General features: G+C 56.7%; 19 protein-coding genes. 3 read left to right on the top strand and 16 right to left on the bottom strand.

Annotation, left to right across the window (positions count from 1 at the left end; all coding sequences use genetic code 11):
• Window positions 1-18 precede the first annotated feature (18 nt).
• On the bottom strand, window positions 19-1,203 hold the full coding sequence (gene cfaB / locus DMX11_RS04960) for a C17 cyclopropane fatty acid synthase CfaB (protein WP_110743476.1): 1,185 nt from the start codon (window positions 1,201-1,203) through the stop codon (window positions 19-21).
• Window positions 1,204-1,411: 208 nt separating this feature from the next.
• On the opposite strand from cfaB, the gene lpdA reads away from it, so the two are divergent.
• Window positions 1,412-2,812: a dihydrolipoyl dehydrogenase gene (gene lpdA, locus DMX11_RS04965; protein ID WP_110743477.1), complete on the top strand. Its 1,401-nt coding sequence runs from the start codon at window positions 1,412-1,414 to the stop codon at window positions 2,810-2,812.
• Window positions 2,813-3,452: 640 nt separating this feature from the next.
• On the opposite strand, the gene DMX11_RS04970 is transcribed toward lpdA, so the two are convergent.
• Together DMX11_RS04970 and DMX11_RS04975 are read right to left on the bottom strand one after the other, a co-directional pair.
• Window positions 3,453-3,674, bottom strand: coding sequence for a hypothetical protein (locus tag DMX11_RS04970; RefSeq protein WP_110743478.1), 222 nt, complete (start codon window positions 3,672-3,674; stop codon window positions 3,453-3,455).
• Window positions 3,665-5,416 (bottom strand): patatin-like phospholipase family protein, encoded by a 1,752-nt coding sequence (locus DMX11_RS04975; protein ID WP_110743479.1) that lies wholly within the window; start codon window positions 5,414-5,416, stop codon window positions 3,665-3,667. Before DMX11_RS04975 ends, DMX11_RS04970 begins: the two co-directional genes overlap by 10 nt.
• Window positions 5,417-5,655: 239 nt before the next feature.
• Between DMX11_RS04975 and DMX11_RS04980 the strand changes: the two genes are divergently transcribed.
• Window positions 5,656-6,783 carry a protein kinase gene (locus tag DMX11_RS04980; RefSeq protein ID WP_110743480.1) on the top strand — a complete coding sequence of 376 codons (1,128 nt, stop codon included), beginning with the start codon at window positions 5,656-5,658 and terminating at the stop codon, window positions 6,781-6,783.
• A complete protein-coding gene (locus DMX11_RS04985; protein WP_110743481.1) occupies window positions 6,780-8,420 on the top strand; it encodes a hypothetical protein in 1,641 nt (546 codons plus the stop codon). Before DMX11_RS04980 ends, DMX11_RS04985 begins: the two co-directional genes overlap by 4 nt.
• Before the next feature lie 728 nt (window positions 8,421-9,148).
• Here the strand turns inward: DMX11_RS04985 and glmS are convergent.
• The 13 genes from glmS to DMX11_RS05050 all read right to left on the bottom strand — a co-directional run bounded on the left by glmS (window position 9,149) and on the right by DMX11_RS05050 (window position 21,696).
• Entirely contained in the window at window positions 9,149-10,984 is a 1,836-nt protein-coding gene (glmS, locus tag DMX11_RS04990) for a glutamine--fructose-6-phosphate transaminase (isomerizing) (RefSeq protein WP_110743482.1), read from the bottom strand.
• 2 nt (window positions 10,985-10,986) lie between these two features.
• Window positions 10,987-11,763, bottom strand: a complete 777-nt coding sequence (locus tag DMX11_RS04995; RefSeq protein ID WP_110743483.1) for a DeoR/GlpR family DNA-binding transcription regulator — start codon at window positions 11,761-11,763, stop codon at window positions 10,987-10,989.
• Between the two features lie 302 nt (window positions 11,764-12,065).
• Window positions 12,066-13,433, bottom strand: a complete 1,368-nt coding sequence (glmU, locus tag DMX11_RS05000; RefSeq protein WP_110743484.1) for a bifunctional UDP-N-acetylglucosamine diphosphorylase/glucosamine-1-phosphate N-acetyltransferase GlmU — start codon at window positions 13,431-13,433, stop codon at window positions 12,066-12,068.
• Window positions 13,434-13,556: 123 nt separating this feature from the next.
• On the bottom strand, window positions 13,557-13,976 hold the full coding sequence (locus DMX11_RS05005; protein ID WP_029886844.1) for a F0F1 ATP synthase subunit epsilon: 420 nt from the start codon (window positions 13,974-13,976) through the stop codon (window positions 13,557-13,559).
• A 44-nt stretch (window positions 13,977-14,020) separates the two neighbouring features.
• On the bottom strand, window positions 14,021-15,397 hold the full coding sequence (gene atpD / locus DMX11_RS05010) for a F0F1 ATP synthase subunit beta (RefSeq protein WP_110743485.1): 1,377 nt from the start codon (window positions 15,395-15,397) through the stop codon (window positions 14,021-14,023).
• Between the two features lie 27 nt (window positions 15,398-15,424).
• Window positions 15,425-16,285 (bottom strand): F0F1 ATP synthase subunit gamma, encoded by an 861-nt coding sequence (gene atpG / locus DMX11_RS05015; RefSeq protein ID WP_009684663.1) that lies wholly within the window; start codon window positions 16,283-16,285, stop codon window positions 15,425-15,427.
• A gap of 48 nt (window positions 16,286-16,333) precedes the next feature.
• Complete coding sequence (gene atpA / locus DMX11_RS05020; RefSeq protein ID WP_110743486.1) at window positions 16,334-17,878, bottom strand: F0F1 ATP synthase subunit alpha; 1,545 nt, start codon at window positions 17,876-17,878, stop codon at window positions 16,334-16,336.
• A 21-nt stretch (window positions 17,879-17,899) separates the two neighbouring features.
• Window positions 17,900-18,436, bottom strand: coding sequence for a F0F1 ATP synthase subunit delta (locus DMX11_RS05025; protein ID WP_003253191.1), 537 nt, complete (start codon window positions 18,434-18,436; stop codon window positions 17,900-17,902).
• 12 nt (window positions 18,437-18,448) lie between these two features.
• The gene (locus DMX11_RS05030) at window positions 18,449-18,919 is read right to left on the bottom strand and encodes a F0F1 ATP synthase subunit B (protein WP_003253189.1); all 471 of its coding nucleotides are present in this window, start codon (window positions 18,917-18,919) and stop codon (window positions 18,449-18,451) included.
• Between the two features lie 59 nt (window positions 18,920-18,978).
• Window positions 18,979-19,236, bottom strand: a complete 258-nt coding sequence (gene atpE / locus DMX11_RS05035) for a F0F1 ATP synthase subunit C (RefSeq protein ID WP_003097235.1) — start codon at window positions 19,234-19,236, stop codon at window positions 18,979-18,981.
• A gap of 144 nt (window positions 19,237-19,380) precedes the next feature.
• On the bottom strand, window positions 19,381-20,250 hold the full coding sequence (gene atpB, locus DMX11_RS05040; RefSeq protein WP_110743487.1) for a F0F1 ATP synthase subunit A: 870 nt from the start codon (window positions 20,248-20,250) through the stop codon (window positions 19,381-19,383).
• Window positions 20,251-20,266: 16 nt separating this feature from the next.
• Window positions 20,267-20,674, bottom strand: a complete 408-nt coding sequence (locus DMX11_RS05045) for a F0F1 ATP synthase subunit I (RefSeq protein ID WP_009684665.1) — start codon at window positions 20,672-20,674, stop codon at window positions 20,267-20,269.
• A 149-nt stretch (window positions 20,675-20,823) separates the two neighbouring features.
• On the bottom strand, window positions 20,824-21,696 hold the full coding sequence (locus tag DMX11_RS05050; RefSeq protein ID WP_110743488.1) for a ParB/RepB/Spo0J family partition protein: 873 nt from the start codon (window positions 21,694-21,696) through the stop codon (window positions 20,824-20,826).
• Between the last annotated feature and the right edge of the window lie 5 nt (window positions 21,697-21,701).

A 21,701-nucleotide genomic window follows, 5' to 3' on the forward strand; every position in this document is an offset into this window, starting at 1 on the left:
ACGCATGTAGAAGGTGATCTAGCGGTACAGATCCTCGCGGGTCCATGGCAGATCATGGTGCCCATCGGCATACGGCTTCACAGCCAGAATCTGGTGCAGATTGATCCAGCCTTTCTGAAACGCATAAGCACACCCGGCCAGGTACAACCGCCAGATTCGCAGGGTTTTCTCGGGCACCAGCGCGGCCGCTTTGTGCAGCTGGTTCTCCAGGTTCTCACTCCAGTGATGCAGGGTCTTGGCGTAATGCAAGCGCAGGCTTTCCACGTCCACCACCTCCAGCCCCGCTTCGCAGATACTGGCGCTGATCATCGACAAATGCGGCAGCTCCCCGTGAGGAAACACGTAGCGGTCGATAAACTCGCCAGCACCCCGCCCGACCGGCCGGCCATCGACGTGCTTGGCGGTGATGCCGTGGTTCATCACCAGCCCGCCCTCCCTCACCGCCCCAAACAGCTTCTGGCAATACAGCGCCAAGTTGGCGTGCCCAACGTGCTCAAACATGCCCACGCTGACGACTTTGTCGAAGCGACCATCCTGGGGCAAGTCGCGGTAGTCCAGGATCTGCAGGTCGACCTTGTCGGCAAGGCCCTCTGCTTTGACGCGTTGGCGACCAAGCTTGAGCTGCTCTTTGCTCAGGGTGATGCCAAACACCTTGGCGCCATACTCACGGGCAGCGAAACGCGCCAGCCCACCCCAGCCACAGCCCACATCCAACAGGTAGTCGCCCGCATCCAGGCGTAGCTTGCGGCACAAGTGATCGAACTTGTCCTGCTGGCCTTGATCCAGGGTGTTGTCCGGTTCGCGGAAGTAGGCACACGAATAGGCCATGTCCTTGTCCAGCCACAGCTGGTAAAACTCGTTGGACACATCATAGTGATAGGAGATGGCTTCGGCGTCCGTGCTCTTGTCGTGAGACAGCCGTTGCGGTGGCGTTTCGTCCTCGTCCTTCAGCAATGCGTCACTCAGTTCATCGCATACGCGGATGGCCTCACCAATATCGCCTTCCAGCTCCAGCTTGCCTTCAACGAACGCAGTGCCCAGCTGGTCCATGCTTGGGTGAGTCAGCTGGCTGATCAGTTGCGGTTCCTTGACCAGGATCGTGACCTGCGGGCTAGGCCCCAGATCGAACTGATTACCGTCCCAAAGTTTCAGCCGCAGCGGCAGATGCAAGCTCTGCAGTGCCGGTGGAAGTTGCGCAAGCATGAACGACCCTCCAAATCCGTATATGGCCACGACGCCTTATATTTCGAACGTTGCCGGATCAGAGTAGTTCATTCGTGGGATGTTTCCTCTAAACACGACCATGGTCTAGAACCAACTGGTCTTATTCGCATATCAGATTGTATACAATTTCCGCATCTCAGCTTAACCTTGTGCCCCTCTCGCGCTTCTACATCCTGGAGTTGAACCCATGAAATCCTATGACGTGGTGATCATCGGCGGTGGCCCTGGTGGCTACAATGCGGCCATCCGCGCTGGCCAGCTGGGCCTGAGCGTAGCCTGTGTGGAAGGCCGCTCGACCTTGGGCGGCACCTGCCTGAATGTCGGCTGCATGCCGTCCAAGGCACTGTTGCATGCTTCTGAATTGTACGAAGCGGCTGGCGGCGACGAATTCGCCCACCTCGGTATCGAAGTAAAGCCCACCCTCAACCTCGCCCAAATGATGAAACAAAAGGACGAGAGCGTGACCGGCCTGACCAAGGGCATCGAATATCTGTTTCGCAAGAACAAGGTCGACTGGATCAAGGGCTGGGGCCGCCTGGACGGTGTCGGCAAGGTCGTGGTCAAAGCTGAAGACGGTAGCGAGACAGCGCTGCAGGCCAAGGACATTGTCATTGCGACCGGCTCCGAGCCCACCCCGCTGCCAGGTGTGACCATCGACAACCAGCGCATCATTGACTCGACCGGCGCACTGTCCCTGCCACAAGTGCCCAAACACCTGGTCGTCATCGGCGCCGGCGTGATCGGCCTTGAACTGGGTTCGGTCTGGCGACGCCTGGGTAGCCAGGTTACGGTCATCGAATACCTCGACCGGATCTGCCCAGGCACCGACACCGAAACCGCCAAAACCCTGCAGAAGGCCCTGGCCAAGCAAGGCATGGCATTCAAGCTGGGCAGCAAAGTGACCCAAGCCACGGCCAGCGCCGATGGCGTGAGCCTGACACTGGAGCCTGCCGCTGGCGGTCCTGCAGAGTCACTGCAAGCCGACTACGTGCTGGTGGCTATCGGTCGCCGCCCCTACACCAAAGGCCTGAACCTTGAAAGCGTGGGCTTGGAAACCGACCAGCGCGGCATGCTCGGCAACCAGCACCATCGCACCTCTGCGCCGGGCGTGTGGGTGATTGGTGACGTCACATCCGGCCCGATGCTGGCGCACAAGGCCGAAGATGAAGCAGTAGCCTGCATCGAGCGCATCGCTGGCAAGCCCCACGAGGTCAACTACAACCTGATCCCTGGTGTGATTTACACACGCCCGGAGCTGGCTACCGTGGGCAAGACCGAAGAGCAGCTGAAAGCCGAAGGGCGTGCCTATAAGGTAGGCAAATTCCCCTTCACCGCCAACAGCCGCGCCAAGATCAACCATGAAACCGAAGGCTTCGCCAAAGTCATCGCTGATGCCGCAACCGATGAAGTGCTGGGTGTACACCTGGTGGGCCCAAGCGTCAGCGAAATGATTGGGGAGTTCTGCGTGGCCATGGAGTTCTCGGCCTCTGCAGAAGACATCGCCCTCACCTGCCACCCGCACCCGACCCGCTCCGAGGCGTTGCGCCAGGCAGCGATGAATGTGGATGGCATGGCCATGCAAATCTGATGGGGCACATTCGCAGCGTCAGGCTACTCTCTGTCGCACTTGGCGCTGCGGAACACTGCCCTCCAGCAGATCGCGCGCCGGCTGGCATGAACGTGCTTGTCTCCGGGAAGTGGTGCTGAAGTCGAGGCCTTTGTCCCGGGTGGCGTTACCAATCAGGGTTTCGCGATCTGAAAGTAAAATGCCCTCCGGATGGAGGGCATTTTGGATTTAGAGAATTAAACCTGTCGCGATCGAGCTACGGATTCTGGGGCCTGTAGCCTCGTTTGAAGATAACGCAAAACTGTCGCCATCTGCGAAAAGCTCGGCCCGGACAGTTGTCCTAGGGAATTAAAACTGTCGCAGCCACGGACGACGAGGCTTTGGTGCCGGATTAGCAGCACCGGCGGCTTGTGAATGGTTTCGGATAAGAGCTTCGTTGGCGCATGAAGATCCTGGCCGAAAAGGCTGATCGCGTCCGCTTAAAAATACGCGGACACCATCGCCCTAAATGCTGGGGTTCGGAAGGTGAGTCCGCCAGACGCTTACCATTCACAGGGTAGGTGGACATCACTCTGTATGAAAGCTCGGGGATTGGCGTCACGAAATGCAAAAAACCGCCACATAAGCGGCGGTTTTCATACACAGGAATGGCTATTGTCTATCAGGCACCGAAGCCCGCACGTTCACGACCAGCCTGCTCCATCTTACGTTTTTTTGCGGCTCGCTCGGTATCCCGATCATTCAGGAATTCGCGTAGGTGGCTCTGGTGCTCTTCGCTCGCCAAAGCCGCGGCTTCAAATGTCGGGTCTAGCTCGTACTTATCTGAAGATTTTTCCTTCTTCGCGTAGACCGACTTACCACCAACGTAGAGGGTTATAGCCATGAATTTGATCCTTGCAGGATGAAATCGAGATCTCTCTGCCTTAAATATTCGACTGCCGATTCCTGGATGCGTTCTAGGCATTCCAGAATGTCATCGTAAGCGTGCTCAAGCGTGTCATCGAGCGGCATGGTTCCGTCAATGATTATAACGATTGGCCGAATTTTAGCCATCTCCCCATGAACCTTGTCGAGGAACGGCGCTTTAGGCCGAGGCGTGAGCACCTTTGCGATAGGGAATCCTACGCGAGGTGTCAGCCGAAAGCACATGAACCATTTGACAGGTTCCCACATCCTTTCCAACGCGTGTAGGGCGATGTTTTCGCTCCAAGGAAGCGTTGCCGCAACCGCGCCCTCAGCCCAAGCAATACCTGCCGCGGATCCACTCAAAGGGAGGGTGATCTTGCTATCAGAATGCTGATCTGAAAAACCGGACCCAGATACAAGAGACAAGCTGTTCATCGCCCCTGACCGTTGGGCACCGATTGCTACGCGGATAGTGTGGTCCTCAAGTGACTCGGTGTACCAACGGCCCCGATATTCAGCCAGCTTAGCCATGACACCAGCATGCAGAACCTCAGTCGCATCGTCGATCAAAGCCGGATACGTGGTGAGCTCTTTTTTCAACTGATGGGTCACTTGGTGCCGAGATCTCCGAACCTCTTCATAAATTTTGTCTATTGGCGCATCAAACTCCAAAAGGTTCAAACGACACCTAAGCGGAATCTTGATTATCCGGCCGACAGCTCGTGTGTGAATCTCTCCGGTGCCTGAAACAATGGCATTGATGATTGAGCCTAGCCAATGCTTGGCTTTTTGGGGCCCGGGGACTACTTCAGGGCTGATCCCCAATGCAATGGTCGTCGTGCCAGGATAGATAAGCCGTTCCTCATCAAAGGGCCATGCCGGAAGGTTGGACATCAGCCCACCGTCGAAAAAACGCCCTGAGACGTAGCGATCGAGGTTTTCAGTGCTGCGACGAAATTTCAGTGCCCACGGACGGAAAATGACTGGAAGACAAATCGAGGCGGCAACGGCGTCAGCCACCGGTGTATCTGGAGTGCGCTCAAAGCAGAACAGCTCCAAGCACTCTCCCAAAATATTTGTCGAGATGATTTTGAGAGGCAGTCCGTTGTGGTCCTGGAGGTCCCGGAAGGTGATGTTCTCCTTCTCGACCCCTAGCTTAACTCGAATCGCACCATCGATCAGACGACGAACCGCTTCAACCGTTGAAATTCCTTGGGATACCCAACGAACGGCCCAGCACATCACCAGCACACCGATGGATGAAAAAATTGCGACTATCTGAGCAATTGTCGGACATGTCGCTAGTAGCCCGAAAAAGGAAACTAAGGCGATAAGCGGCCACGGGGCGTCGGGTAGGCGCTTGGCGTAAGGGGCGATTTTTTTAAGGTAGTAGCCTTTGACTTCCCGAAGACGATCGGGAACAGCTCGCCCAATCGTCAGAATTCGCCAAGCCTTTTTAGTAAAAATGTCCGTTGCTCGGTTTATACCGAAACGAGGCGTAATGGACTGGAAAAGATGAGTTTCGTTTTCTGGATCAACTAGCTCATCGCCAGTGTAACCGGCGGCGATGAGCGCAGCGATCATAGATCCAGCCGAGGTACCGGCAACGCCCTTGATATCTAGGTTGAGGTCATTGATAGCGAGCAACGCGCCAGCATGAACTACCCCCTTCGCTCCGCCGCCTTGAAAAGCGAGAAAAACGGGATACCTACTTTCCATAGCTTCAACCCTGGGTCATTCCAATTAAGAACCGTGCTCAAGACGACGTACGCGCCCCTACCAGGACACTGGCGTTGCCACGGCTTTAGGTGATGATGCAGCTTTCTGAAGGGGCAAAAGTGTATTCCATGTGCTGGCGATCTGCTATAGATTCACAGGTCCCACCGGTCGCCTGCCCGAGCTCATGAAGCTTTAGCGCGGTAGCTGCCTGCCCCCCAAAATCTGTCTGTGGTGGAAATATGCAAAATCCCGAAGTGCTCGATACGCCCGCTACCCGCCTCACAGGTATGGAGCTAGCAGACGGATGGTTTGTGGAAGAGCTGCTTGCCTGTGGAAGAGCCAGCTCAGACAGCTCCGGGGGCACCTACTCCGTTTCATATCGTGTTCGGAAAGGAAACTCAGTGGCTTTTCTCAAAGCCCTTGATCTAGACAGTGTCATCAAGGATGAAGGGGACGACGACTTCATAGGCAGCATCAATCGTGCTACCCAAGCATTCGGTGACGAAAAAACCCTTAACGAGCTTTGCGCGAAGAGCCGGATGCGCCAGGTAGTCACAATTCTCGGACACGGAGATGTGAAGGTTGATAAAAAACCGGAAGACCACATGCCTCGCGTGGCATATCTCATACTTGAGCTCGCCGACGGCGGAGATGTTCGGAACCACGTCGCTCGAATCTCAAACGACGACTACGCAAAAAAATTTAGCTATTTGAAAGATGTGGTTTTAGGTATTGGGCAGCTTCACAGTGAAGGTATCAGCCACCAAGACCTAAAGCCTTCGAACGTGATGGTATTCTTCCTCGCAGGAGCCAAAATTGGCGACTTGGGACGCGCTGCGGTACAAGGATATGGAAAAAGTGCGTTCGAGCAATGCATTGTTGCTGGCGATTTTAGCTACGCCCCCCCTGAGCAACTGTACGGCCATATTCCAACTGAATGGATTGACCGTAGACAACGGGCAGATATCTACCAGTTAGGCTCACTTGTGGCATTCCTTCTGTTTGGAGTAACGGTAAACAATATAATTAAAGAGCTACTGCCACCCGTTGTGGGGCCAAAGCACTGGTTTCCAGAGGAAGGGGGAGAGAGCAGCTACAATCAAGCGCTGCCTTATTTGGAATCAGCTTTTTTTGAAGGTTTGCAGAAATACAAGACCGCACTTCCCACTTGGGCAGCCGAAAAGGTAGTCAGCCTGATAACTCAATGTTCGCACCCTGACTACTCGAAACGCGGTGCAAAGCAGATCCTTGGCAAAGGGGATCAATTGGGATTAGGCCTAAATCGCTTTGTGAGCGCGTTGGAAAATTTGCGAACTGAGGCAAAAAAACAAGCCATTCTTCAAGCAAAAAGGCAGGAAAAAGTATGAGCTTTAGCAAGGAAGAGTCTGACAGGAAAGTCATACCGCTCTGGGACTCCTCGAAGCTAGCCTCATCACTGGCAGAGAACTCAGCCATCCGGTCTACTAATCACCAAACGACGGACGTTTCGGAGTCTGAAAGACTGATGGAGGAGTTCTCCAGGTCATCAGCCGTGGGTACAGCGATCGAACTTTTGAACTCAGCCAAGCTTGAAAATAACCGTAAGGGGGAGCTTCTTGCATCTCGCCGAATTATTGAAGACGGATGCTTGCCTGCTTCGGTGATTTCTATGGCGCGAATCACCCTGGAAGAAGAACAGGCCCCCTTGGAGGCGACGGATCCGAAGGACCGTATTAAAGCGATTCGAAAAAGTCTTATTGATAGTCCGAAAAATACATTGGCGTGGGTAGACTTGGCGCGCGAATATATTTCCTTAGGCCAAGGCGAGCCGGCCGAGCGGGCTATGATAGTTGCCCTAGGACTAGCCCCAAACCATCGATGGGTCTCACGAGTTGCATCAAGGCTATACATCCATCTTGGAGACATCGAGCGCTCACATTATTTGTTAGCTAGGCATCCTGCGATTAAGACCGATCCTTGGATTGCATCGGCCGAATTAGCTGTCTCTCAAATGATCGGGAAAGTCAGCAAAAATCTTACGTCTGCTCGCCGAATTCATGAACTTGGGTTACACCCTAGGCATACCACCGAGCTCGCGAGTTCATTGGGCACGCTTGAAATTGAAAGTGGCGCGATAAAGCGCGCCAAGAAGTATATTCGTGATTCGCTTGTGCACGCCAATCGAAACACTCTAGCCCAGGCATTATGGGCTGAGCAACGCCATGACATAAAATCCGATCATCACTCGCAAGTTAAAAGTTTAGAGATTGCTTATGAAGCGAAAGCGAGAGAGAGCTATATTCAAGGTGAAGCCGAACCGGCTATTGCACATGCATTAGACTGGTTCGCCGCCGAACCCTTTTCCAGCAAACCACCAGTATTGGCTAGCTACATCGCGTCACTGGATGACCAATATGAGCTAATTATAGATATAACGAAGAAGGGGCTGATAGCGAACCCAAACAACTCTATACTGAAGCTGAATCGTGCGTATGCAGAGCTGGCAATGATTACGCCACTCCACCCATCAGAACAAGATAGGGAAAAACTTCCGACATGGATAACTCTATTCACGGAAGAGCTAAAAGAAGGTGGCTCACATCACGCGCAAGCGCTAGCTAACTTCGGCATACTTTGCTATCGAATGGGAATGCTAGAAGAGGGAAGGAAATATTACGAGGCAGCTGAAAGAGTATGCCAAGCTGAAAGCTATCGAGATCCCGTTCTATGCACTATTTATCACGCGCGCGAAGCACTTTTGGCAAAAGCCGAATGGGCTACAACGATACTGGAACGTGCACGTGCGATCACTCAAAAAACAGCTGACGTTGGGAAACTTGAGGGCTCTGGCAGCTTGGAAAAAGTCAATCAACTTCACGCTAGCCCGGATCATTATAGAGCTATATTCAAGATACCTGATACCTCAACTACTAAGCCAACTAAAAATCCCGGCCATTTGGAGTTTGCCGACTCAATACTATCTGGATTGAGTTTTCACCTTCCAGGGGACTTCAAGCTCCGTTAAAAGCGGCGGTATAGAACACTCGAACAACCCCGCAGGAACGAGCTTCTTCACTGTGGGGCAGTGACAGGTCAATACTTTAATGATATATAAACGATTTCATGTCCATCAAGCACTCGTTTGATTGGAGTAATCTCCCCCTCAGAAAGCCAGCGTAACCTGTCTACCCTCCAATCCATAAAATTCACGAGCAAATTGCGGTCAACATATGAGCGCAGAGATTCATCAGGTTGGATACGCAACAGCATTGATGGGTTGGCCCTCAGCGACTGATGCCGCGTCATCGTTCAAAGGTTGCGGTTGAGCATCCAACGCCAGATATCAGGTGTAAAAAAGGCACCCAAAGGTGCCTTTTCGGAAGGTTCGAGGAGTAGTCGCAGCGATCCTTTAACTCCCAGCCTTGCGACCTTGGGTTCAGAATCCGACTGGCTTTGCCCGTCGTCACTACTTCAGAGAAACCAGCATTCTCTGCTGCCGAAATTGCGGGGGGGCCTTGCTGGTACCCAGTCCCAACGGATGCGCAGTTGCAGTCCTCGACTACAAGCCTATACCGGGTGACACGCGTGTCAATTACATTCTGAGGCGTAATTCAAAGTCGGGACAATGGGGTGCATCACTGCACCCCGCCAACCCGAATTGGTCCCGAACAGGATTACCTGCCTGCGACAGCTTTAATTCCCGTGCGACAGGTTTAATTCCCTAAATCCATTTTAGCAACGTGCAGCTACCTGTTATTCGACAGTAACGGACTTGGCCAGATTCCGAGGCTGGTCAACGTCAGTCCCCTTGAGTACGGCCACGTAATACGAAAGCAGCTGCAGTGGAATGGTGTACAGGATCGGCGCCAGGGCGTCCGCGATGTGCGGCACCTTGATCACGTGGGTGCCTTCGCCATTGGTCAAGCCTGCTTGCTCGTCAGCGAATACCACCAGCTCGCCGCCACGGGCACGCACTTCCTGCAGGTTGGACTTCAGCTTTTCCAGCAGTTCGTTGTTCGGTGCAACGGTAACCACCGGCATGTCGTTGTCTACCAGCGCCAGCGGGCCGTGCTTCAGCTCGCCTGCCGGGTAGGCTTCAGCGTGGATGTAGGAGATTTCCTTGAGCTTGAGTGCACCTTCCATCGCCACCGGGTACTGCGCACCGCGGCCGAGGAACAGGGTGTGGTGCTTGTCGGCAAACAGCTCGGCGATCTTCTCGACGGTCGCGTCCATGGCCAGTGCCTCGCCCAGGCGGGTAGGCAGACGGCGCAGTTCTTCCACCAGCTCGGCTTCGACACCGGCTTCCAAGGTACCGCGCACCTGGCCCAGCGCCAAGGTCAGCAGCATCAACGATACCAGCTGTGTAGTGAAGGCCTTGGTCGAAGCAACGCCGATCTCCGGGCCGGCGAGGGTCAACAGGGTCAGGTCCGATTCACGTACCAGCGAGCTGATACCGACGTTGCAGATTGCCAGGCTGCCAAGGAAACCCAGTTCCTTGGCGTTGCGCAGCGCGGCCAGGGTGTCGGCAGTTTCACCGGACTGCGAGATGGAGACGAACAGGGTATCCGGCTGCACCACCACCTTGCGGTAACGGAACTCGCTGGCCACTTCAACCTGGCATGGGATGCCGGCCAGGCTTTCCAGCCAGTAGCGGGCGACCATACCAGCGTGGTAGCTGGTGCCGCAGGCAACGATCTGCACGTTGCGCACCTTGGCGAACAACTCCGCAGCGTTCGGGCCGAAGGCTTGGACCAGCACATTATCCTTGCCCAGGCGACCTTCCAGGGTGCGCTGGACAACGCTTGGCTGCTCGTGGATTTCCTTGAGCATGAAGTGGCGGTAGTTACCCTTGTCCGCAGCTTCAGCGCCTTCATGGTACTGCACGGTTTCGCGCTGGACCTTGTGGCCGGCCTGGTCCCAGATGGTGACCTGCTCACGACGGATCTCGGCGATATCGCCTTCTTCCAGGTACATGAAGCGGTCCGTGACCTGGCGCAAGGCCAATTGGTCGGACGCCAGGAAGTTCTCACCCAAGCCCAAGCCGATAACCAGCGGGCTGCCGCTGCGTGCGGCTACCAGGCGGTCAGGCTGCTTGGCGCTGATAAGGGCCAGGCCGTAAGCACCATGCAGGCGCTTCACTGCGGCCTTGAGGGCATCGGCCAGGTCCGGAATGCTCTTCAGGGTGTGCTGGATCAAGTGCACGATGACTTCGGTGTCAGTCTGCGAAGTGAAGACATAGCCTAGGCCCTTCAACTCTTCGCGCAGCTCTTCATGGTTCTCGATGATGCCATTGTGCACAACGGCCACTTCGTTGCCAGAGAAGTGCGGGTGGGCGTTGCCTTCGGTTGGCGCGCCGTGGGTAGCCCAACGCGTGTGGGCGATGCCCAACTGGCCAGCCAGCGGGTCTGCAGCGACAGCAGCTTCCAGCTCACTGACCTTGCCGATGCGGCGGCGGCGATGCAGCTCACCATTCTGGGATAGCACGGCCAGGCCAGCGCTGTCGTAACCGCGGTACTCAAGACGCTTGAGGCCTTCGATCAGGATGGCGGTGATATTGCGTTCGGCGACGGCACCAACGATTCCACACATAGTTATTGCTCCTGGCTGATCGCGGCGCAGATCAGGTTGATGCCGCGGGCTTGAATTTGTTCGCGTGCCGCTGCGGGCAGGCGCTCATCTGTAATAAGGGTGTGCACGCTGCCCCAGGGCAACTCAAGGTTGGGGATCTTGCGCCCCACCTTGTCCGACTCGACCATGACGATCACTTCACGGGCCACTTCGGCCATGACCCGGCTCAGGCCGAGCAACTCGTTGAAGGTGGTGGTACCCCTGCCGAGATCGATGCCATCGGCACCGATGAACAACTGGTCGAAATCGTAGGAACGCAGGACATGCTCGGCGACCTGACCCTGAAACGACTCGGAATGCGGGTCCCAGGTACCACCGGTCATCAACAGCACCGGCTCGTGTTCAAGGTCGCAAATGGCACGGGCCACATTAAGCGAGTTGGTCATCACCACCAGACCAGGCTGGCGCCCCAGCTCGGGGATCATCGCCGCCGTGGTGCTGCCACTGTCGATGATGATGCGCGCATGCTCGCGGATACGCCCTACCGCTGCCCGGGCGATGGCCTTCTTGTAGGAAGACACGGGCTGGGCGGGCTCACCCAGCAGTTCTTGGGGCACCGGTACTGCACCACCGTAGCGGCGCAGCAACAGGCCGTTGGTTTCCAGCGCGGCGAGGTCTTTGCGTATGGTCACTTCCGATGTTTCGAAACGCTTGGCCAAGGCGTCCACGCTCACCTCGCCCTGCTCATTGAGCAAAGCGAGGATATTGTGCCGACGTTGTGGGGTGTTTCGTTTCGACATGAGCGGTTAAGTTTCGATTCGAAAGATAATGATGGCAATCAAAACTCAAGATGGGCGGCTCGTCAAGTTCCACCTGCCCTGTGGATAATTTTTTTGGCACAGGCCGGGCTCTTTGAGGGAGCAACCTAGTGCCGCAAATGGTGGAGAAGTGGCCTTAGAGATCGGGAGGGAGGCAGCAACTTGAGCGCTTATGTAAAGCCGATCGCGCTATCAGCGCCGCTCCTGGAGCCACCACAAGACGCTCAAAAAAAAGCCGACTTATTCACACAAGTCGGCTTTCGATCGAAACATCTGTGGAAAACTCAATTCTTCTTGAGTTTTTCCGGTCGCTTCCAGCCCGAAATATTGCGCTGGCGTGCACGGCCCACCGCCAGATCGCCGGCTTCGACAGTTTGGGTAATGGTCGAACCGGCAGCAGTGGTGGCCCCAGCCTGGATTTCCACAGGCGCGACCAGGGAATTATTCGAACCGATGAACACGTCCTCGCCCATTACGGTCTTGAACTTGTTGGCGCCATCGTAGTTACAGGTGATGGTACCCGCGCCGATATTGGTGCGCGCGCCAATCTCGGCATCCCCCAGGTAGGTGAGGTGGCCAGCCTTGGCGCCTTCACCCAGGTGGGCATTTTTCAGTTCGACGAAGTTACCCACATGGGCCTTGGCCTCCAGCACGCTGCCCGGGCGCAGGCGGGCGAACGGACCAGCATCGCTGCCCTCGCCCATCACGGCACCTTCCAGGTGGCTGTTGGCCTTAACCACCGCACCTTTGCGCAGGGTGGTGTTCTTGATCACACAGTTAGGGCCAATCTGCACGTCGTCCTCGATGACCACCTTGCCTTCGAGAATCACGTTGATGTCGATGAGTACATCACGACCAACGGTCACTTCACCGCGCACATCGAAGCGGGCTGGATCACGCAGTGTCACACCCTGGGCCATCAGCCGACGGCCTTCACGCAGTTGGTAGTGGCGCTCAAGCTCGGACAGCTGGCGGCGGTCGTTGGCGCCCTGCACTTCCATCGGGTCGTGGGGCTGTTCGGTTGCCACCACCAGGCCATCGGCCACGGCCATGGCAATGACATCGGTCAGGTAGTATTCGCCCTGGGCGTTGTTGTTCGACAGGCGGCCCATCCAGTCGGCGAGGCGCGCGGCCGGCAGGGCCAGAATACCGGTGTTGCCTTCCTTGATTGCTCTCTGCGCGTCGTCGGCGTCCTTGTGCTCAACGATGGCAGTGACCTGGCCTTGCTCGTCACGAACGATACGGCCATAGCCAGTCGGGTCGTCGAGCGTGACGGTAAGCAGGCCCAATTGCTGGTCGTTGGCTTTGGCCAACAGACGCTGCAGGGTTTCCACTTCGATCAGCGGCACATCGCCGTACAGTACCAGCACGGTGTCGGCGGTGAGCGCCGGGAGGGCTTGGGCAACCGCATGGCCGGTACCCAGCTGCTTGTCCTGCATGACGAAATTCAGGTCGTCAGAAGCCAGGCGCTCTCGCACCAACTCGGCCCCATGACCAATGACCACATGAATCCCCTGCGGCTGCAACTGGCGTGCACTGTGGATAACATGGCCAAGCATGGAGTTGCCGGCTACCGGGTGCAGTACCTTGGGCAGGGCCGAGCGCATGCGGGTGCCTTGGCCGGCGGCGAGAATAACGATATCGAGTGACATTACTGGCTACCAATCCTGGGCGGTCAGTGAAATGACCGGTTCTATGAGTTTCACAAAAGAAAAAGGGTAGCCGATGGCTACCCTTTAACTCAATCGCAACGCAAGTACGCGGCCAAAGCCGGATTACTTGCCTCTGCGCATTTGCTGGACAGTACGCAGCTGAGCTGCAGCCTCGGCCAGACGTGCGGCAGCTGCGCCGTAGTCGAAATCCGAGCCTTTAGTGTTCAGCGCGTTCTCGGCAGCCTTGAGGGCTTCCTGAGCCTGAGCTTCGTCCAGGTCGGCAGCACGTTGTACGGTGTCGGCAAGAACCTTCACCATGTTCGGCTGCACTTCGAGGAAGCCACCGGAGATGTAGAACACCTCTTGAGTGCCACCCTGCTTGGTCAGCGTGATCGGACCTGGCTTGAGATTGGTGATCAGCGGCGCGTGGCCTGGAGCGATACCCAGATCGCCCAGGTTGCCGTGCGCTACTACCATCTCGACCAGGCCGGAGAAGATTTCTCCTTCCGCGCTGACGATGTCGCAATGGACTGTCATAGCCATCTGCTTGCCTCAACCTGATTAGCGCCCCTTGCGGGGCGCCGGGATTACAGTTTCTTGGCTTTCTCGATCGCTTCGTCGATGCTGCCGACCATGTAGAACGCTTGTTCTGGCAGGTGGTCGTAGTCACCTTTGAGGATGCCGCTGAAGCCAGCGATGGTGTCTTTCAGGGAAACGTACTTGCCTGGCGAACCGGTGAAGACTTCGGCCACGAAGAACGGCTGCGACAGGAAGCGCTGGATCTTACGAGCGCGGGCTACCAGTTGCTTGTCGCTTTCGGACAGTTCGTCCATACCCAGGATCGCGATGATGTCCTTCAGCTCTTTGTAGCGCTGCAGAACATACTGAACGCCACGAGCGGTCTCGTAGTGCTCGTTGCCGATCACGTTCGGGTCCAGCTGGCGCGAAGTCGAGTCCAGTGGATCAACCGCTGGGTAGATACCCAGGGAGGCGATGTCACGGGACAGAACGACGGTGGCGTCCAAGTGGGCGAAGGTGGTCGCTGGCGACGGGTCGGTCAAGTCGTCCGCAGGTACGTATACGGCCTGAACGGAGGTGATCGAACCTTCCTTGGTGGAGGTGATGCGCTCTTGCAGAACGCCCATCTCTTCAGCCAGGGTCGGCTGGTAACCTACTGCCGAAGGCATACGGCCCAGCAGTGCGGATACTTCGGTACCGGCCAGGGTGTAACGATAGATGTTGTCGACGAACAGCAGAACGTCGTTACCTTCGTCACGGAACTTCTCAGCCATGGTCAGGCCGGTCAGCGCTACGCGCAGACGGTTTCCTGGTGGCTCGTTCATCTGACCGTAGACCAGCGCTACCTTGTCGAGAACGTTGGAGTCCTTCATCTCGTGGTAGAAGTCGTTACCCTCACGAGTACGCTCACCCACACCAGCGAACACGGAATAACCGCTGTGTTCCATGGCGATGTTACGGATCAGTTCCATCATGTTTACGGTCTTGCCTACACCGGCACCACCGAACAGACCAACTTTACCACCCTTGGCGAACGGGCAAACCAGGTCGATAACCTTGATGCCAGTTTCCAGCAGGTCGTTGCCACCAGCCTGGTCAGCGAACGAAGGCGCTGGCTGGTGGATACCGCGACGCTCTTCTTCGCCGATCGGGCCGGCTTCGTCGATCGGGTTGCCCAGTACGTCCATGATGCGGCCCAGAGTGGCCTTACCAACAGGAACGGAAATGGCAGCGCCGGTGTCGACGACATCCAGACCGCGCTTCAGGCCTTCGGTCGAGCCCATCGCAATGGTACGAACCACGCCGTCGCCCAGCTGCTGCTGAACTTCCAGGGTGGTTTCCGCGCCTTGTACTTTCAGCGCGTTGTAAACACTCGGTACGCTGTCACGTGGGAATTCCACGTCGATGACGGCGCCGATGATTTGAACGATACGTCCGCTACTCATAGCTGGATCCTCTGAATTTTTGAACCGTTAAACCGCGGCAGCGCCGCCGACGATTTCCGAGATCTCCTGGGTGATCGCAGCCTGACGCGCCTTGTTGTAGATCAATTGCAGCTCTTTGATCAAATCACCGGCGTTGTCTGTGGCGTTCTTCATGGCGATCATCCGGGCCGCTTGTTCAGCAGCGTTGTTCTCGACCACCGCCTGGTAGACCTGCGACTCCACGTAACGCACCATCAAGCCGTCCAGCAGCTCTTTTGCGTCGGGTTCGTACAGGTAGTCCCAGTGGTGCTTGAGTTCCTGATCCGGGGTTGCCACCAACGGTACCAATTGCTCGACCGTCGGTTTTTGGGTCATGGTGTTGATGAACTTGTTCGAAACCACCGAAAGGCGATCGATACGGCCATCCATGTAGGCGTCCAGCATAACTTTGACGGAGCCGATCAGATCATTGATCGATGGCTCTTCGCCCAGGTGGCTGATCGCGGCTACAACGTTGCCGCCAAAGATGCGGAAGAAAGTCGCACCCTTGCTGCCGATCACGCACAGGTCGATTTCAACGCCCTGTTCGCGGTTTTCGCTCATGTCCTTGACCAGGGCCTTGAACAGGTTGGTGTTCAAGCCACCGCACAGACCACGGTCACTGCTCACCACGATATAACCGGCGCGCTTTACAGGGCGCTCGATCATGAACGGGTGGCGGTATTCCGGGTTGGCGTTGGCCAGATGACCGATCACCTGGCGGATACGCTCCGCGTAAGGACGGCTAGCAGCCATGCGCATTTGTGCCTTGCGCATTTTGCTGACCGCCACTTTCTCCATGGCGCTGGTAATTTTTTGCGTGCTTTTGATGCTCGCAATCTTACTGCGAATCTCTTTTGCGCCTGCCATGTATCACCTATCAGGTTAGCAAGCGGGGGCCGGAGCCCCCGCTGCGGCTTACCAGGTCTGGGTGGCCTTGAACTTCTCGATACCGGCTTTCAGGCCAGCGTCGATTTCGTCGTTGAAGTCACCCTTCACGTTGATCTTCGCCATCAGGTCGGCGTGATCACGGTTGAAGAAGGCGATCAGCGCTTGCTCGAAGCTACCGACCTTGGAGACTTCCACGTCAGTCAGGAAACCACGCTCAGCGGCATACAGCGACAGGGCCATGTCCGCGATGGACATCGGCGCGTACTGCTTCTGCTTCATCAGCTCGGTTACGCGCTGACCATGCTCCAGCTGCTTGCGGGTCGCTTCGTCCAGATCGGAAGCGAACTGGGCGAATGCAGCCAGTTCACGGTACTGAGCCAGAGCGGTACGAATACCACCGGACAGCTTCTTGATGATCTTGGTCTGAGCGGCACCACCTACGCGGGATACCGAAACACCGGCGTTAACTGCAGGGCGGATGCCCGAGTTGAACATGGCCGATTCCAGGAAGATCTGACCGTCGGTGATGGAAATCACGTTGGTCGGAACGAACGCAGAAACGTCGCCAGCCTGGGTTTCGATGATCGGCAGGGCGGTCAGGGAACCGGTCTTGCCAGTGACTGCGCCGTTGGTGAACTTCTCGACGTACTCTTCGGAAACGCGCGATGCACGCTCCAGCAGACGGGAGTGGAGATAGAACACGTCACCTGGGTACGCTTCACGTCCTGGTGGACGGCGCAGCAGCAGGGAGATCTGACGGTAGGCAACGGCCTGCTTGGACAGGTCATCGTAAACGATCAGGGCGTCTTCACCGCGGTCACGGAAGAACTCGCCCATGGTGCAGCCGGCGTATGGCGCCAGGAACTGCAGTGCGGCGGATTCCGAAGCACTGGCAACGACCACGATGGTGTTGGCCAGGGCGCCGGTTTCTTCCAGCTTGCGAACGATGTTGGCAACGGTGGAACGCTTCTGGCCGACTGCAACATAAACACAGAAAATACCGGAGTCTTTCTGGTTGATGATGGCGTCGATGGCCATGGCGGTCTTGCCGATCTGACGGTCACCGATGATCAGCTCGCGCTGGCCACGGCCGACAGGGATCATGGCGTCGACGGACTTGTAGCCAGTCTGTACAGGCTGGTCTACCGACTTACGCCAGATCACGCCTGGAGCCACTTTCTCGACGGCGTCGGTCTGGGTGTTGCCCAGAGGACCTTTGCCGTCGATCGGGTTACCCAGTGCGTCAACGACGCGACCCAGCAGTTCCTTACCAACTGGAACTTCCAGGATGCGGCCGGTGCACTTGGCGCTCATGCCTTCGGCGAGGGTGTCATAGGCACCCAGGATCACTGCACCTACGGAGTCTTGCTCCAGGTTCAGGGCCATGCCGTAGACGCTGCCAGGGAACTCGATCATTTCGCCGTACATGACGTCGGCCAGACCGTGGATCCGCACGATACCGTCGGATACCGAAACAACGGTACCTTCGTTACGGGCTTGGGAGCTCACATCGAGGTTATCGATGCGGCCCTTGATGATTTCACTAATTTCGGAAGGATTGAGTTGCTGCATTGCTCTGCTGCCCCTTCAAACTCAAGATTTCAATGCTTCGGCCAGTTTCGCGATTTTGCCGCGAACAGAGCCATCGATTACCAGGTCACCAGCGCGGATGACGACGCCGCCAATCAGGCTGGCATCCTCCGACGCGTGCAGGCGCACTTCCTGGCCTAACCGTGCACTGAGAACCTTGGCGAGTTTGTCTTGCTGTTCTTGGTTCAACGCGAAGGCACTGGTGACTTCCACGTCCACGGATTTCTCTTGCTCGGCCTTGTACAGGTCGAACAGGGCGGCAATCTCCGGCAGGAGCAGGAGACGGTCGTTTTCCGCGGCAACATGAATGAAATTCTGTGCCTGTGCATTGAACTTGTCACCGCACACGTCAATGAACGTGGCGGCCTTTTCTGCGCTCGTCAGTCGCGGGGCCTTGAGCAGGCGCTGCATGGTGTCGTCTTGCGACACCGCAGCAGCCAGGCCGAGCATGGCTGACCAATTGGCCAGTTGCTGATGGGCCTGGGCATGCTCAAAGGCAGCCTTAGCGTAAGGTCGGGCCAACGTGGTCAGTTCTGCCATGATCGCCCTCGCTTAAATTTCAGCGGCCAGTTTGTTAACCAGCTCCGCATGCGCGTTTTGATCGATTGTGGCGCCAAGGATCTTTTCAGCACCACCAACGGCCAGGGCACCCACTTGGGCACGCAGGGCGTCTTTGGCGCTGTTCAGTTCCTGTTCGATCTCGGCCAGAGCCTGAGCCTTCACACGGTCAGCTTCGACGCGGGCCTGTTCACGGGCTTCCTCGACAAGCTGAGCAGCGCGTTTCTTGCTTTGCTCAATGATTTCGGCTGCCTGTGCTTTAGCTTCACGCAGTTGCTGACCCGCTTTTTCTTGGGCCAGCTCCAGGTCGCGAGCTGCGCGGTTGGCAGCGTCCAAGCCGTCGGCAATCTTCTTTTGACGCTCTTGCAGGGCAGTGATGACCGGAGGCCATACGTACTTCATGCAGAAGAGTACAAAAATCAGGAAGGCAACGGATTGGCCAATCAGGGTTGCATTAATATTCACGCCAACACCTCGCTCGGTCTTTGGTTCATCACAGCTATCAACTCGTGGTTAACGAGTGATTAGCCGGCGATTTGACCAACGAACGGATTCGCGAAGGTGAAGAACAGAGCGATACCAACACCGATCATGGTTACGGCGTCGAGCAGACCGGCAACGATGAACATTTTAACCTGCAGCATTGGAACCATTTCTGGCTGGCGAGCAGCGCCTTCCAGGAATTTGCCGCCCAGCAGGCCGAAACCAATGGCGGTACCCAGAGCACCCAGGCCGATCAGCAGAGCAACAGCGATAGCGGTCAGACCAACTACAGTTTCCATCTTTCCTCCCGACTTTTACGTCGTATTGGTTAGGTTTTTAAGTTGAAGCGGTAAAACAAATCGTTTGGTACAGCATGCCCTTGCGGACTTTTTAAGCCCTCCCCCCAAACGAGCGGGGAAGGCTATCAGACACGCCAGGCGGTCTTAATGGTTATCTTCGTGCGCCATCGACAGGTAGACGATGGTCAGCATCATGAAGATGAAAGCTTGCAGGGTGATGATCAGGATGTGGAACACGGCCCACGCCCATTGCAGCACCACACCCAGGCCGCTCAGCCAGAGCAGGCCGGAGCCGAACATGACGGCGATCAGGATGAACACCAGCTCGCCGGCGTACATGTTGCCGAACAGACGCAGTGCCAGCGAGATCGGCTTGGCGATCAGGGTGACGAATTCCAGCAGGAAGTTGACCGGAATCAGCAGGATCTGCACGAAGATGTTCTTGCTACCGAACGGGTGCAGGGTCAGCTCACCGATGAAACCGCCCAGGCCCTTGACCTTGATGCTGTAGAAGATGATCAAGGCGAACACGCAGAAGGCCATGGCCAGGGTCGCGTTCGGGTCGGTGGTCGACACGGCGCGGAACGGAATGTGCGGATCACCGGAAATCCAGATGGCCAGCTGAGGAATCCAGTCGACCGGTACCAGGTCGACGGCGTTCATCAGGAATACCCAGACGAAGATGGTCAGCGCCAGCGGTGCAATCACCGGGCTACGGCCGTGGAAGGAATCCTTCACGCTGCCGTTGACGAAGTCGACCATCACTTCCACGAAGTTCTGCAGGCCGCCAGGCTGGCCGGAAGTCGCCTTCTTGGCCGCCATGCGGAAGATGAACAGGAAGATCAGACCCAGCGCGACGGACCAACCCAGGGTGTCCAGGTGGAACGCCCAGAAGCCCATTGCCTTGGCTTCTGCAGCCGAATGGGCAAAGCCCCAGCTGCCGTCTGGTAGTTGACCGTAGGTCAGGTTCTGCAAGTGGTGCTGGATATAGCCCGAAGCGGTTTCTGCTGCCATGGTTGCCTCAAACGCCCTAAGGTCTCGAAAGTCTTTTATTCATCAGCAGGGGCGCGAACCAGCTGACCAAAAGGGTCAACACGAAGACGCCGAAGACTGCTAACGGCGCCAGTGGCTTCACTCCTGCGAAGGTCAGTGCAAAAAGCACTGCCGTCAAAATCATCTTGCCTGCCTCGCCAGCGTAAAACGACTTGACGATGGCTTGTGCCGCCCGAGCTCCGCTGAAGCGAAAAGCCTTCCAGGCGAAATACACATTAGGCAGCCAGGCAATCAAACCTCCGCAAAGGCCTGAATATCCACTGACCGCCCCTTTCCACTGCCACAACACCAAGGTTGCCAGCAGGAATACGACGAATTGAGCCAGCAGTACCGGAAAAACCGCCCAGCGATGGAAAGGCAGGCGGTTTGGCGTGCGGATTTCCATCACAACTGCTCCTCGGAAGTCGACCAGCAAGTCAGTTATGACTTGGCATAATTTGTGCCGACAAAATGCGCGCAGAGTATAGGGGTGGATTAACCCCTATTCAACTATTCGGTAGTGATTTCCGACTGCGCGCTACAACAGGAATTGTTTCAGCGGATGTGAGCAAGCACGCCTTGCAACTCGTCAAGCGAGTTGTAGCGAATAACCAACTGGCCTTTGCCCTTGTTGCCATGACGGATCTGCACGGCCGAGCCCAGGCGCTCTGCGAGCCGCTGTTCAAGGCGTGCGATATCCGGATCAGGTTTGCTCGGTTCGACCGGATCAGGCTTGTCGCTGAGCCACTGGCGAACCAGTGCTTCAGTTTGGCGCACAGTGAGGCCGCGTGCGACAACATGACGCGCCCCCTCCTCCTGACGGCTCTCGTCCAGACCGAGCAATGCGCGGGCGTGGCCCATTTCCAGATCGCCATGGGCGAGCATGGTCTTGATCGCCTCGGGCAGACTAATCAGGCGCAGCAGGTTAGCCACGGTCACCCGCGACTTGCCCACGGCATCCGCTACCTGTTGCTGGGTCAGCTCAAACTCTTGCTGCAGGCGCTGCAGGGCCAGAGCCTCTTCCAGTGGGTTGAGGTCTTCGCGCTGGATGTTCTCGATCAGCGCCATGGCAATGGCAGCTTCGTCAGCCACTTCACGGACCATGGCCGGGATGGTGTCCAGGCCGGCCTGCTGGGTGGCGCGCCAACGGCGCTCACCGGCAATGATCTCGTAACGGTTGTCGCCGATCGGACGAACCACGATCGGTTGCATCACGCCATGGCTGCGAATCGAGTGCGCAAGCTCTTCCAGCGCCTGAGGGTCCATGTCCCGGCGTGGCTGGTACTTGCCACGCTGGATCAGTTCGACCGGCAGGTGTTGCAGTTCTTTCTGGTCGATCTTCACAGCCTGCTCTTCGAGCGCGCTGACGGAGGGACCACTGAGCAGTGCATCCAACCCACGTCCGAGACCCCGTTTCTTGACGGCCATACGGA

This window comes from Pseudomonas sp. LB-090624, assembly GCF_003205205.1.
GTDB lineage: Bacteria > Pseudomonadota > Gammaproteobacteria > Pseudomonadales > Pseudomonadaceae > Aquipseudomonas.